This window comes from Paenalcaligenes suwonensis (assembly GCF_011290505.1).
Classification (GTDB): domain Bacteria; phylum Pseudomonadota; class Gammaproteobacteria; order Burkholderiales; family Burkholderiaceae_B; genus Paenalcaligenes; species Paenalcaligenes suwonensis.
On sequence record NZ_JAANPV010000001.1, the window covers coordinates 141,563 to 155,858 of the forward strand.

A 14,296-nucleotide genomic window follows, 5' to 3' on the forward strand; every position below is an offset into this window, starting at 1 on the left:
AGTGCAATACGTATAGTTGATCTTAAATGGGTATGGTGATGAATTGATGATAAAGTGGGCGTTGGGTCTGGACATGCCAAAAAGGTTGCAAATACTGCCACTGTACGTGTGGCACGCATCGTGGTGTTAGGGAGGCACCTATGACAGTTATACACAGTTTGCCGTTATTGTTCGGGAAGAAAGCCACTACGCCTATCGCGTTTATCCAAGCGATGGTGTTGGCCTATCAAAAATATGGCATGGATCCTGCCAAGGCCTTACGTAAAGCGCAGATCTCGACTAAGTTATTGCAGGACCCACAAGCAAGGGTGACGGCCACGCAAATGGAGCAAATGTCGGCGCTTGCCATGCAAGAGCTGGATGACGAAGCTTTAGGTTGGTTTTCGCGCAAATTGCCTTGGGGTAGCTACGGCATGTTGTGTAGGGCATCGTTAAGTTCGCCAGATTTAGGCTTGGCAATAACGCGCTGGTGCAGACACCACAAGCTGCTGACTGAAGACGTCAGCTTGCGCTTAGAAGTGTCCAGCAACGTTGCTTCCATTTACCTGCATGAGAACCGTGATTTGGGTGAGATGCGTGAATTCTGTCACGTCACCTTATTTAGATACATGCTGGGCTACGCCTGTTGGCTGATTGATTCGCGTATACAGCTGCAAGATGTGATGTTCGCCTTTGATAAGCCCGATCACGCTGAAATTTACCCTCGGTTGTTTTCAGGGCAAACCAGCTTTAACGCTGGGCAGTCCGCCATACACTTTGATGCGCGCTATTTGCAGTTGCCTCTCTTGCGTGACGAAGCCATGCTGCAAAGCATGCTGCGCCAAGCCATCTTGTTAACAGTGTTGCCCTACCGGCGCGACAAGCTGTTGGTACAAGGCATACGCAAACAACTGCACAACGATTTAGGTTTGACCGCCGAAGAGCTGGCCGAGAAGCTGCACATGTCGGTGCGCACGCTCTATCGCCATCTGCAAGAAGAAGGCTTTTCTATTCAACAACTAAAAAATGACGTACGCCAGAAAAAGGCTATGGAATGCTTGGCTAGAACCAGTAAGCCCATCAAACAAATCGCGTTTGAGACCGGCTTTAAAAACGAGAAAAGCTTTTCTCGTGCCTTTAAAAACTGGGTAGGGACTACGCCGCAGAACTATAGAGTGCAGGCGAGGGAAGATGCAGGTTTGAAAGATTAGAACGCGCACAAAAAAACGCCAATCCCTAAGGATTGGCGTTTTCTTTATTCTTGGTGCCGGCTAAAGGAGTTGAACCCTCGACCTTCGCATTACAAGTATTATTTATTCTGTTTGTTGCTGTTTTTTGGTGTGCGTCAATATATAAATATAAATATAAATCAATGAATTAAGATCTTTGGTGTATTTTAGTGTTTCGGTTTGTCCGTTGCCGATTGTGCCCTATACTGTGCCCTAATAGGGTTGAGGGCATTTATGATGTTACAGCGGAGAATAGATCGGACGTTTTTGCGTAGTCTACAAGCGACCGGTTCATACCAAGAATATGCAGATCCAGACTGCGTGGGGTTAGCCGTCAAAGTTTCGCCTGGCGGGAAAGTGTCTTTCACCCTTCGTTTCCGTAAGTTAGATGGCAAGCAGTCTCGCAAGACTCTAGGCTACTTCCCGTCGATGACGATTACGGATGCGAGGCGTTTAGCGCTGGAGACCTTATTGGTAACTGAGCGATATAACGAAAGTGACGTGGTGCGCTTAGAAAAACGACGCCGTCGGACGGAACAAAGCCAGAAGTTGCAGGAGTCCATCACGTTGCGCGAGTTTATAGATGGGCCTTTTCGCCACTGGAAGGAAACGGAACAGCGTTCGGGTAAGAAGGCTTTGCAACTGATAGAACGGAAGTTTGTAGATTGGCTCGACTTGCCGATGGCAGATCTCACTCAGAAGATGGTGGAGATATGGCGTTCAGGTCGACTGAAGAACGTACAGAAAGCAACGGCTGCACGTGAGTTGAATACGCTGAAAGGTGTGTATTCGAAAGCCCTAGAATGGGGGGAAATTCATGCCAACCCGCTACAAGGTGTGAAGGTTACCGGTAGTAGCGATCCCATTACGCGATACTTGTCGGAAGAGGAGAGCGAGGCATTGCTGAAAGCGCTTGGAGAAAGGGAACTGGAAATCCGACAAGAGCGACGTACTGCGAATGCTTGGCGACGAGAAAGGGGGTATCCTCTACTGATGGATCTTGACACGTTGACGTTTGCGGATTACTTGAGACCAGCTGTTTTGTTGGCAAAGAATACAGGAATGCGAAGAGGGGAGATGTTGGCGTTGATGTGGTCCGATATCGACCTAGAGCGCTGCTTCATCTATGTTCGGAGCGCAACAGCCAAGGGTGAAAAACATCGGAAAATCCCGTTGAATGCAACGGCTACTGAGGTGCTGACGCACTGGAAAAAACAAGCTCACCCCAAGTATGTATTCTCGATAGAAAACGACGAACCTCTAAAAGACCTAAAAAAATCATGGGCTGGTGTTGTTAAAAGAGCCAAAGTTGAAAACTTTCGGTGGCATGATTTGCGACATGATTTCGCCAGCCAGCTTGTAATGTCAGGCGTGGATTTGAATACAGTGCGTGAGTTGCTTGGGCATGGCAGCATCGCGACGACTTTGCGGTATGCGCACCTTGCACCAGAACACAAATCTGCGGCCGTAGCTAAGTTGGATAAAAAGCCATCCGTGGCTCATAGTAAAACTCAGGAACAGTCTGCGGAAATGGCGAGCGTGAATTAAGGGGTGGCTTCCGGTAGGCATAGACAAGCCTCCCAAAAGGCGAAGTGGTATAAATTTCGCATGCGAAATTTTCCTGTCTACGTTTGGGAGCCAGATATATCATTGAGAGCATATATAGAAGTAGCATTAGATGGGAGAAGGGGACGGAACAATCTCTAATGCCTTCTCATCCCGATTTCTACTGAGATGACAATGGATCTACTTTCTTTCCTCGCTGTTACTGGTCTGACGCTTTTTATCGTGCTCCTGTGCTGTCTTGGCATGTATGCGAATAGGCGCCGAGCGGACCGGGAAAGCTCGCAGAAAAGCCCAAAGCTAATCATTGAGCAGAAGTACCGAGTACGACGAAATTCGTAATACATCTGTTTATTTGACGTTTTTTCAACGAAGAGAAACGTAGCAGCGGTAATACTACCTCACATGTTCTTCGACGCTTGTCTGAACTCAGGGCTGGCTGTCAAAGTGCCTCCTGGTGGCACACAGCCATGAAAAACTCTAGGTTACTTCCCAGCAATGACAGTGTGGGAGCGTGGCTAGATTATTTCGCATGCGAAATGTTTACCCAGCGTATCTATTGAATCTTGGTCAAATGATCCAAAATATCGTCTAAATTGCTCGAAAATAAGAATTTATATTAATTAAGAGCCAAAAATGGGCGCAAGTACCGGCCGCTACCTAGTCTCCGGGGGTTGATCATAGACATATACAAACCTCTATGACCTCAACTTAAGGAGATTTAAGTGCATAAGAAACATTTCTTTCCAGACCTTGATATAGAAGGTGCGGTTGGCCTGGCCCCAAAAGTCTACTCAGTCCAACAGTTTTGTGAAACGTACGGCATTGGACGTAATTTGTTCTACAAGATGCTGGCTGAGGGGGCAGGGCCGAAAATCATGAAACTGGGCCGCCGCACATTAATTTCGCGAGAGGCTGCTGAAGAATGGCGGCGGCAAATTGAGGAGAACACCTCTCAGAGTCGTTCTTCCCGAAGCCATCCATTTTCAGGGAGGACATTGTGATGCGTAACTGGGTTGTATCGGATACGCCTGATGGTGTCTACCTAACGCGCGCCGCTGACGAAAAACCCCGTCCGGTTCAGTGGTTGTGGCACAACTGGATTCCCCGTGAGGATTTGTCGCTACTGGCAGGGCCTCCAGCAACTGGTAAGACTACGATTGCAATGACTCTCGCGTCAATTGTTTCAAGAGGAGAGCAGTGGCCCGATGACTTATGTGTCAATGGGGGGGAGCAAAACGTAGTTATTTGGTCGGGAGAGGACAGTATTCACAGCACACTGATTCCTCGACTGATTGCAGCTGATGCGAAACTGTCCCGAGTGCATTTTGTTACGGGTATTCAAGAGGGCGGAAAAAGGCGTGAGTTTGACCCTGCAACAGACATTTTCCAGTTAACTATGAAAATCAGTGAAATTGGCGGTGCAGGTCTCGTCATTATTGATCCACTTATTAGTGCTGTGGCTGGCGATGCGCATAAGGCAAATGACGTGCGTCGCGATTTAGCCGATTTATGTGTGTTAGGAAGGACAGGTCCGGCAGTTCTAGGGATAACTCATTTTTCGAAACGATCGCAAGGTGCACACCCATTGGAGCGAGTATTAGGTAGTCAAGCGTTTGGTGCTCTAGCACGTGCGGTACTCGTGACCGCTAAACGTGCTGACTCAGATGAGCGCGTACTATTGCGTGCAAAAAACAATTTGGGACCAGACGGAGGTGGTTTTACCTATCAGGTACGCCCAGCAGTTGTGGCGGGGGATATCGAAACGTCTTTCATCGAGTGGGGTCTGCCATTGAGGGGGATGTGGAGAATTTGATGGCGGAAGTTGACCGGAGCGATTTGAACCCCACCCGTCTTGAGGAAGCAAAAGAATTTTTGATGAGCATCTTCGAGCAGAGTGAATGTGTAGCAGCGCGGGAGGTGTTCTCAAGAGCAGAGGTAGATGGGCATGCGAAGGCAACCATTAATCGTGCCAAATTTGCTCTAAATATCAAAGTCGAGAAGCAGGGTGGGGGTGGATGGTTTTGGCGACTGTCTAAGCAGCCAACATCCTCAACATGATCAAGAGCTTCAAGGGTTTTTATTTGAATCGTGATGATCTTAAGTTTGCTTGTAATTAGTAGGAAGGGAAAAATGAATTTTATGAATGACGTTGACCCCGTTATGTTGTACGAGCTTCCAAGGGCTGAACGTGCCGATCTTGCTCTGGAAAACATTAAGGAAATCGACAATTTTTTGGACTTTGAGCAATGTTTGATTAAGGAAGAGGCTTACGCAGCTTGCGGTCCATTTTGGGAGGAGCTACCCGTAATTCTAGAGGAGGCTCAGGGGCCAACGGTGCTTCTGGCCGTGGTTACTACACGAAAAAACGAACTATCGCTGACATGGCGATGGGTGGACACAGGAGGAAGGCAAAAAAAGAACTCATCCGGTCAGAGTTGCTTCCCGCCGTTGCAACCATTGGTTTTTCAATATTCGAACGCTTACTTTTCCTTGCTGGAGGAGCCATTTCGAGAACAGGCTCTTAACGTTGAAGCTGTGTTTGCGATTTTGCGAAAGCGGCATTATGAGTTAACAACGTTACGGAGGGCCCTTTCTAATTATACGGTTAGTGTGCAACGAGATTATCGAAAGGTGGCCTATAAAAAATTGCCGACTGTGTCACAAGACCTGTGAACCAAAGTGATTAGGGGGTAAAACGAGCGAGCTGGAGTTGGTTCAGGCTCGCCACTGTTGCTTCTCGTCTCGGTGTGTTGCCTTTGTCAGTTTCTGACCAACGAGTGATATACTATCCACAATCAGTCACCATCGTGTGATGATATGGACGTAGCTGGCGTCCCAAACAAAGCAGCATTTTTATTGCCGATTGGCATTTTTCTGCAGTATCTATGGATTGGTGCGTCTGCACTTTTTGTCCTTTTCCTTTAAGCCCCTGCTCGTATACGGGGTTCTTTCTGACGTAATGCCTACAACACTTGTTTGGTGTTCGCCTTCTGCGTCTCTATCTTTCGCTATTTGATTCTGTTCTTCGTGTGTCCGACAAGCTCGTGCCTCTGGAAGGTCGCAGCAGCGCAGCTGTCACGTGTATTCTGTCCACCGCAGACAAGTCAATTCCTTCATTCCGTTGCATGCCAATATGTGTACGGTTTTTCTTTACAGACACAGAGACGTCTTCTTCTTTTCTTCCGAAAGCCCGATGGGTCGGGCCTTTCAGGGCTTAGGTCGTCGCGTGAAAAATCATGAAACACCTGCCCGAGGCTTTAAATCAACCGCGGATCGAGGGTGACTCACATATCTGTGCGTCCGGGCCTGACCAGCACTCGAAGGTTAGTCAAAGCCATTCAACTACAGGTAATGCAGCCATGCCTGAAAAAAATGCTGCCATCCAGCCCCGCCACGGGGCCGCCGTGTGCATCTAAAACTCACCACTATGGTACTGGTCCTGGATGTTTGATTGCTGCGAAGCTTACTGTTCCGAAGTTGCCTCTAGACTTGGATTTGTTCGCTAAGCAATGGTATGCCGACAATTAGTTTTAAACAAACAATCGTAAAGCAGCGGAGGCTTAGGGCATTATGGGTAGGAATTACGGTCTTGGTACACGCAATATGGCGCAGGCAGGTAGTAAAGCACTTGCTCGAGCGTGCTCTCGTGGAGAGTTGTCGTTTTCGTCTGTAGCAACGGTGGCTGACCGCTGGGCGATATTCTGTCGCTTTGCAAAGGCGAAAAGCATTGGAAGAATGGAGCGAGTCACCCCTGAGTTTCTCCTACAGTATGGGCAGGGGCTTGCACACCAAGTTCGGGGCGGGGAGATGAGCGCATCATATGCGCAGAATCTGGTAAGTGCAGTCAACACTGTGATGCGGTTAGTACGGTGTTGGCAGCAGGTCAGTCCTACCATAGAGTGTGGTATCTGTGAGCGAAGCAATGTGCGGAGCGAGCCTCCGGGTGGCATAGACAGGGCACAGTTAGCGAGAGCGACTAGGGCTTTGCGTGAGGCGGGTCATCACCGTGGTGCGGCAACAGCAGAACTGGCCAGAGAGTTTGGCTTAAGAAGTAAAGAGGCTAGTTTGTTGAATGTGCAGGATGCCTTTCTGATGGCGCAGAGCGATCAACAAATTATCATTTCAGCAGGAACAAAAGGTGGAAAGGTACGCAAAGTGCCAATAGTTTCCACCATTCAGCTAGATACTCTTCACAAAGCATCTGTCCTTCAGGGAGGCGGCCGTGCATTACTTCCTGCTAGTCAGAACTGGAAGCAGTGGCGTGAAGGTGAGCTACGTCTTGTACGAGAAGTGCTTCAAACATTCGGCATTCGTAGGTTGCATGATCTGCGAGCTGCTTATGCGTGCGAGCGCTATAAAGAATTGACCGGACACATGGCCCCAGTTTTCTCTAGCCTAAGCTGCGACCGTGGGGTAGATTTAAGCGCACGAAAAATCATCTCGCAAGAGTTGGGGCACGGCGCTGAACGAACAGATGTTGTTGCGGCTTATATCGGAGGACGATAATGGGGCAGTTCGTTGGGCAGGTACAAATTTTGGTTCGTGGCTATGTGCGAAAAGGTGGCAAAGCTAACAGACGGCAGCAGGCGGCACGGATGATTGCATTTGCACATTTCTGTGAGTCAATCGGTGTACGAGAGAAGGGGCAGGTCGGATCTCGGCATGTCATTCGGTACTGGCGGCAATGCCGCCATCTATCCGTTCCGACTTTGTACAACCATCATCGTGCACTTTGTATTCTTTGGGGTTTAGCTGATTTGTCGGGTGTACCACCCAAGCCAAAATTCGTTCGTAGCGATAGTAATGAAGGAAGTGGAAACCCCTTAGGGATCGTGGAGGGCGAAACCATAAGGGTTACCCAGGATGTCATGGAAATTGTCCACCATTGGTAGGCCTGTTGCTGGATTGATGTGGTGTATAGGGTTCATGATACTAGGTTCGTCGAGCTCCTTTGACTCGTTCTTCACATAGTTGGCCCCACGCTCACTAGTGTTATCTAGCAGTACTAGTAGCAGCCCGTGCATAACCGAAAAGATTCCCACTACAGGATTGATAGACAGTATCGTAAAAAAGAATACGAGCATGGCCCAATTTCTGTGGATTACTTTAGGGAAATAAAGATTTCCTGCTATATAGCCCAATACGATACTTACTGAAACCACGGTGAGTAGGCCGACAATGCTGAACAATGGCCAAGGAAGAAGAGCGCCTATATCCAATGAAAGGCGAGGTGTCGTGGGAATAGCCATAATAATAAGCGTTCCTCCCAAGGTATAAAGCACCTTTCGAGGCAGACTAATGTCGCTGAAATTTAAAATACTTATAAGCCTCGTGCCTATCTTGCTATGGACTGCACGTAACAGGCAAAAGGTTAGGAGTATCGCAGGTACGGTAGTGGCCGCAAGGAACGGATTAATAAGAATTAACGCGGTCAAAGCCAAAATAATCAAGTACCTCTTTGCCAGTACAAATCGAATTACCCTTGGGCCAAGGAACCCCACGACACCAGTTATTATGCTCGCCGCAAAAACTGCTGGGATTCCTTTGTGCGCTACTAGTTCAAGTATTTCAGTGGGGGCCATATTGAGAATGGCCTCAGTGATAGTTATGCACGTCCATCCAAACGAGCCAACTGCAATCAAAGCCATTAAAAGGCGAGCGAGTGGGGTATGGAGTAGTGGGCTGTGACGCATGATTTCCTCCTTAAGGCGTACTCATTTGACGCTGATGCATATGATTCTCCAGTCGAAACCTAATATCCGGAAGAAGGCATTCAGCTCCTCAGTGTTTGAAAACATGGCCATCTTGATTATCTTGGTACCCTTGCTCTTCGCCGTCTATTATGCCAAGACGTATGGTAAAAGTAATCTATAAACACTAATTGTTTCAATGTGTTATTGTGACATTTTAGGTTGACTAACGAATTCGTTGAGTGATGTGCTTAAGCATGCCCCCAGTCAGTAGTGGGCATACGTGAGAGGTTCAATCGCGATACTGTGTCATGTGAGTAGGGAACCATAGTTAGCGCAGCATCAAAATAAAATTCATTCGTAAAGGGGGGGCCATGTTTAACCAGATTGACATCACCTGTTTTGGGAGTTTTAGCGGTCTGAGCTGGAAGGAGAGCATGCGTGACCGTGGCAATAATGTTCAGGACTTCAAGCGCTTAAATATCCTCTACGGACGTAACTACTCTGGGAAGACTACCCTCTCTCGAATCTTTCGTGCGTTGGAAACGGGGCGCATACCGTCAAACTACGTAGGTTCGACCTTCACTGTTCGTGGAGATAAAGGAGAAGTAACTCAAGCAAGCATTGATGAACATGGTTACGATGTTCGGGTCTACAACCGTGATTTCGTCAGTGAAAACCTCAGCTTCCTGATTAATCAGGAGAGTGGCGGGGAAATAAAGACCTTCGCTATTGTTGGAGAGAAGAACAAGGAGATCGATGATGAAATTGCGGTCATCCAAATGAAACTGGGCAGCCTGGAATCCCAGTCAGGCCTTCGGTATGACTTGGATGCTAAGAAAAAAGAAAAAGATCGGGCTGCGAACAACCATAAGACAGCTCTTAATGCTCTGGAAGGAAAGCTTCGCTCTCATGCCAACAATAGGATCAAACAGAACCGTACCTATGGTCACGCGGGCTATAACATCGAAAGCATCAAGAGGGACATCATTGCTGTAAAGAAGGTTGAGTTCACACCGTTGACGACCGAAGAGCAAGCCGCTAAGGTAAACCTCTTAAGGCAAGATGCTCTTCCTGACATTACCGACACCGTATCGATCAGTCTCAAGATCGAATCGATAAGAAAGGAGGCTGAAGAACTACTTTCAAGGTCAATCAAGCCAACTCAGGCGATTCAGGAACTGTTGAATGAAACCGCCCTTCAGGCATGGGTAAAGCAAGGCATACCGTTACACAAAGACAAGCGGGATACGTGCGCCTTCTGCCGTCAGAATCTTCCTCATGACATCTGGCAGATTTTGGGCTCACATTTCAGTCAGGAATCTTCCGATCTGGAGTTATCCATCGATGTATGCCTGACCTCGATCACCAGAGAAGCTCAAGCTACTTCAAGCTTCTTAACTTTAACTGACGACATGTTCTATGCAGAGGAAAAGGCCTCCTTTGTAGCCAGTAAAGAATTACTCAATGAATACTTGCAGGTTTACTGGCAGGATTTGGAAGCACTCGAGGTAGCATTGAATAAGAGAAAGAATTCTCTTTTCCAACTGATTGCCATGCCGGTCTCCAAGCACGATTCGGCGGCAATTCAAAAGTGTGCCGACGACATCAATGATCTGATCATCAAGAGCAATGGTCGTACCATCTCACTAGAGAGTGACAAGGAAGTAGCCCGTGAGGCCTTACGCCTCACTGATGTGGCCTCGTTTATCGGTGACATCACCTACGATACCGAGCTGATCCGTATAGCTGGACTTAAGACGGAGGCCGATACTGCTAACACGGCCTATAAGGATACCCAAGCTGAGATCGTCAAGCTGGAAGCCGATGTCAGCCGCTTGCAAGGTCAACAGAAGGATGAACGCCAAGGCGCAGAGAGGGTCAACTCCTTACTCAACCACTTTTTTGGTCATGACGGCATCAAGCTTGAAGCTAAGGACAATGCGGAGAAAAATGCCGTCAAGTTTGAGATTACGCGAGATGGAAAATCAGCCTACAATTTGAGTGAAGGTGAATGCAGCCTGATTGCCTTCTGCTACTTCATAGCCAAATTAGAAGAGCCTGACAGCAAGGACAAGGATTTGATCATCTATATCGACGATCCGATCTCGAGTCTAGACGGGAACCACATTTTCTTCATGTTTAGCCTGATCGAGAGTTTAATTGCTAAGCCTTTCAAAAAAGGGGATGGATCTAACGGGCATCGCTACAACCAGCTCTTTATTTCCACCCACAACCTTGATTTCCTGAAGTATCTGAAAAGGTTATCAATACCTAAAAAGAAGATACCTGCTGGGGAAGGCAAGACTAAGAGCGTGGATGATAATGAGCATTTCATATTGGAGCGGAATGGCCCCACAAGCAATATCACGCTCATGCCGCCTTACCTGAAGGACTATATTACTGAGTTCAACTACCTCTTTCACCAAATTTATAAATGCAGGAACCAGAACACCGCGCAAGAAACACACGAGCCGTTCTACGGCTTCGGGAACAACCTTCGAAAGTTCCTAGAAGCTTTCTTGTTCTTCAAGTTTCCTTACCACGACGACAAGAACGACGCGTTTGAGCGAATCAAGAAATTTTTTGGTGATGAAGACGCAACGGCAATCGCATTGGTGAACCGGCTAAACAATGAGTTTTCTCACCTTGAGTCAATCCCTGATCGAGGGTTTAAGCCTGTGGAGATTCCAGAGATCGCTAAGGTGGCGAACTTCGTCTTGGATAAGATCTATGCGTCAGATCCTCATCAATACAATGCCCTGTTAAAGAGCATTGGAGAGCCTGCGAGAACACAATAGCAATGGGGCAGAAAGCCCTTTTTCTCTAAAAGATAGATAAATATAAGCATTTTCCTGCTGCGGCATCCTGACGTCGTGTGGCACGATTATTTGATGAGCGACGGCTCTAGGTCGATTGCAGCCCGTAATACGTTCAGCTTGATCATCTATTTTAGGATCGTTTGGAGACAGACATGCGAGTTGTATATACGGGCAACGTCAGTGTTCAACAAACGGTCGTTTTGTAGACGCCTAATTGAGGCTGAAGAAAACAGCCTTATTTTATTGCTTCTATGTCAAAATACTCGTTCGTTAATCTATGTTCATAAAAGATATGAGTAAACGTATTGGTTATGCGCGAGTATCGACTGATGATCAGAATTTGGACCTACAACGTGATGCGTTGCGGAGCGCAGGCTGCAATGTAATTTATGAAGAAGCCAAAAGCGGTCGGAACACAGAGCGTCCAGAGCTCGCACAATGCCTAAAGGCGTTGCGCGATGGGGATACTTTAGTTGTATGGAGGTTGGACCGGTTGGGGCGTTCGTTACCAGATCTGGTTCAGATAATTGCCCAGCTGGAGCAGGATGGAGTTTGCTTCGAGAGCGTGACGGAAAAAATTGAGACAGGCAGCGCTGCTGGTAAGCTCATCTTTCATGTGTTTGCCGCCCTATCGGAATTTGAGCGAAACCTTATCCGAGAGCGAACCTCTGCGGGATTAGCGGCTGCCCGTGCTCGTGGCCGTAATGGGGGAAGGCCTCAAGCTTTGTCTGAACGGCAGGTACGAGAGATCAGGTTGCTTCTTATGGATCCTGAAACCAGAATTGCCGATGTTGCGCAGCGTTATGGGGTATCGCGTACGACAGTTTACAAATACGTCACCGTTCCTGACGAAAAAAATGACTCATCAAGGAAGGCCAGTGAGGCGGTTTCTTAGCCTTGGTGAAAAACGCTTATTGTTTAATATAAGTCACCTCAAACGCCTTACAAGCCCGGTGCTGCTGCAGGCGATTGGCAAATGAGAAGGCGTCGTTCATTTCGTAGTGCTGGAAGATGTCCAGCCCTCGATCAAGCGATATTTTCCAGCCGTGGTCGGTGACGATGTGGCGGGCGTGTAGTGTTCCCGAGGTATCGAAGACCCAGGCGAAGTCGATTCCTGCGGCGGCGGCGCCTGCCTGGATCTTCTCGAAGTTTTCCTTCTGCTGTTCGCCTTTGAACTCGTCTTCGACGGTCACCAGATGCACCGACACCTCTTCGTCGGGGGCTTTGAACTTGACTACGGTTTCCAGCAGTTCCATCAAGTTGCGGATCTGGAAGAACAACCGGATGTACGGGTCGGTGATCGTCAGGGTCGTGGCGCCTTTGATGTAGGGGCCGATCAGCCTGTCGTAGGAGATTCCTTTCTGGTTTTCTTCGAAGCTCAGATGCTGTTCTTTCAGCTCTGGTTCGGCTGCAGCGTTACTCAGGACCGCAGCAAGGTTTCGGTCAGATGCGACTGCCGTTGCAGCGTTGTTGGCCGACTTACCGGTACTCTCCACCGAAACGCTGTCACCCGCTTCAGGCTTTTCGGTGCCTGCACCAGCCTTTTGGTAGAGCGACGGGTACTCCCGTTCTTCCAGGGTAGTGACCGCGTGTTCATTACCTGCTGCGTCGGTATACGTAAATCGTACAGGCGGGTAGGTGGGGTCGATGCGCATCGTGTGGTCTTTGACCCGCTTCCGGCCTTCGATGGCAAAGCGCAGCAGTTCTTCTATTTCCTCTCGCGTGGCTTCACCGTGCGGGTACAGAATCTTCATCAGACCGGAGAAGGTCTTATGGATGCCGTCGCGGTCGCGGGTGGAGATGTCAGACGATAGGGTAAAGTGCTCCTGGTAGCGATGCGATTCATCCTTGTTGCGCTGGTCGCGCAGGATCTCGGCCAGGTAGTCCACCACAAAGCCATAGCCGCTGGAGAACATCTCGCTGCGGATAACATCCACTTCCCAGCCTGGAATGTAGAAATGGATACGATCCAGGAAAGCCGAGTCGCAGAATTTCTCGGGCAGGTCGCAGAACAGGTGAGAGTGGCGCAGCATCCAAGGTACGGTGTGCTGCGTGTTGCCCACGAAGGCCATGGAGGCTTCTGCGCCCAAGGTTTCGACCCCGCGCGAGAAGGACTTGTTGGCCATGTAGTTCTTCAGGATGTCTACCAAGGCCTTGTCTACACGTTTTTGCTTGCCGGCGAATTCGTCAAAGGCAACACAATCCCAGTAGCCCACCAGGCCGAGCTTGCCTGTGGAGTTGTTCACAAACAGCTTTGGAACCGTGACTTCCCCACCTGAAATCAACATGCCGTGCGGCGAAAATTCTGAATAGATATGAGATTTCCCCGTGCCCTTGGGGCCGAGCTCAATCACGTTGTAGTTGCGTTCACAGAAAGGGATCAAGCGCACAAGCTGGGTCAACTTACTGCGGCGGCTAAAGAGTTCGGGGTTGAATCCCACGCTCTGTATCAGCAGGTCTATCCATTCATCGGTGCTGAACTGACGCCGGGCGTGTGCATAACCGTCAAAATCGAAGTGGGACAGTTGAATGGGCTTCAGTGAAGAAAGCAGCCAGGGGCTGGCGTTCTTGTCTTCTGTGGCCATGTATTCAAGATCGGCGATGCACCAGACACCGCCCACCAACAGCTTGGGGTGGGTTTTGATGGTGCTGGGGTTCACCAATACCTTTTTGATTCCCAGGTTGGAAAACTCGGCTTCATACACGTCCTCTTTGTCGTTCAGCGAGACACTGATCTTGTCGATAACCTTGTATCGGCCCTTCTCACGAATGTTTGAACGAACCAGCCCGGCTTCGTTACGGTGTACGTAGTGCTGAGCCAGAATCTGCTTGACGGTTTCAATGCCGGTCTGGATGCTGGCTTCGTCGCTGGTGGCGCAGTATTGCCCTAGCAGGTACTCCAGGACATACGATGGCACGATGGCATTGCCCTTGACCGTTTTGACGAGATCCTTGCGGACCACCAAGCCAGGGAAATGTTCGTTGATTTTTTGGTCCAATGCGTTCATCG

11 protein-coding genes are annotated in these 14,296 nt (G+C 48.8%); 9 read left to right on the forward strand and 2 right to left on the reverse strand.

All coding sequences use genetic code 11. The annotated features are described in order from the left end of the window. Nucleotides 1-140 precede the first annotated feature (140 nt). From GY634_RS00615 to GY634_RS00645, 7 genes are all read left to right on the forward strand, one after another. Nucleotides 141-1,190 (forward strand): AraC family transcriptional regulator, encoded by a 1,050-nt coding sequence (locus GY634_RS00615; RefSeq protein WP_166406648.1) that lies wholly within the window; start codon nucleotides 141-143, stop codon nucleotides 1,188-1,190. A gap of 252 nt (nucleotides 1,191-1,442) precedes the next feature. Next, on the forward strand, nucleotides 1,443-2,756 hold the full coding sequence (locus GY634_RS00620; protein WP_166406649.1) for a site-specific integrase: 1,314 nt from the start codon (nucleotides 1,443-1,445) through the stop codon (nucleotides 2,754-2,756). A gap of 740 nt (nucleotides 2,757-3,496) precedes the next feature. After that, on the forward strand, nucleotides 3,497-3,775 hold the full coding sequence (locus GY634_RS00625) for a helix-turn-helix transcriptional regulator (protein ID WP_166406650.1): 279 nt from the start codon (nucleotides 3,497-3,499) through the stop codon (nucleotides 3,773-3,775). After that, nucleotides 3,775-4,587: an AAA family ATPase gene (locus GY634_RS00630; RefSeq protein ID WP_166406651.1), complete on the forward strand. Its 813-nt coding sequence runs from the start codon at nucleotides 3,775-3,777 to the stop codon at nucleotides 4,585-4,587. Before GY634_RS00625 ends, GY634_RS00630 begins: the two co-directional genes overlap by 1 nt. After that, complete coding sequence (locus GY634_RS00635) at nucleotides 4,587-4,832, forward strand: hypothetical protein (protein WP_166406652.1); 246 nt, start codon at nucleotides 4,587-4,589, stop codon at nucleotides 4,830-4,832. Before GY634_RS00630 ends, GY634_RS00635 begins: the two co-directional genes overlap by 1 nt. 81 nt (nucleotides 4,833-4,913) lie before the next feature. Beyond that, nucleotides 4,914-5,447 (forward strand): hypothetical protein, encoded by a 534-nt coding sequence (locus GY634_RS00640; protein ID WP_166406653.1) that lies wholly within the window; start codon nucleotides 4,914-4,916, stop codon nucleotides 5,445-5,447. A gap of 1,134 nt (nucleotides 5,448-6,581) precedes the next feature. Next, complete coding sequence (locus GY634_RS00645; RefSeq protein WP_207625423.1) at nucleotides 6,582-7,280, forward strand: integrase domain-containing protein; 699 nt, start codon at nucleotides 6,582-6,584, stop codon at nucleotides 7,278-7,280. Between the two features lie 317 nt (nucleotides 7,281-7,597). Here the strand turns inward: GY634_RS00645 and GY634_RS00650 are convergent, their stop codons facing one another. After that, entirely contained in the window at nucleotides 7,598-8,467 is an 870-nt protein-coding gene (locus tag GY634_RS00650; RefSeq protein ID WP_166406655.1) for a hypothetical protein, read from the reverse strand. Between the two features lie 371 nt (nucleotides 8,468-8,838). Here GY634_RS00650 and GY634_RS00655 point away from each other — a divergent pair, with 371 nt between their 5' ends. After that, on the forward strand, nucleotides 8,839-11,265 hold the full coding sequence (locus tag GY634_RS00655; RefSeq protein WP_166406656.1) for an AAA family ATPase: 2,427 nt from the start codon (nucleotides 8,839-8,841) through the stop codon (nucleotides 11,263-11,265). A 313-nt stretch (nucleotides 11,266-11,578) separates the two neighbouring features. Next, nucleotides 11,579-12,181, forward strand: a complete 603-nt coding sequence (locus GY634_RS00660) for a recombinase family protein (RefSeq protein ID WP_166406657.1) — start codon at nucleotides 11,579-11,581, stop codon at nucleotides 12,179-12,181. 16 nt (nucleotides 12,182-12,197) lie between these two features. On the opposite strand, the gene brxL is transcribed toward GY634_RS00660, so the two are convergent. After that, the gene (gene brxL / locus GY634_RS00665; RefSeq protein ID WP_166406658.1) at nucleotides 12,198-14,294 is read right to left on the reverse strand and encodes a BREX system Lon protease-like protein BrxL; all 2,097 of its coding nucleotides are present in this window, start codon (nucleotides 14,292-14,294) and stop codon (nucleotides 12,198-12,200) included. Nucleotides 14,295-14,296: the final 2 nt, after the last annotated feature.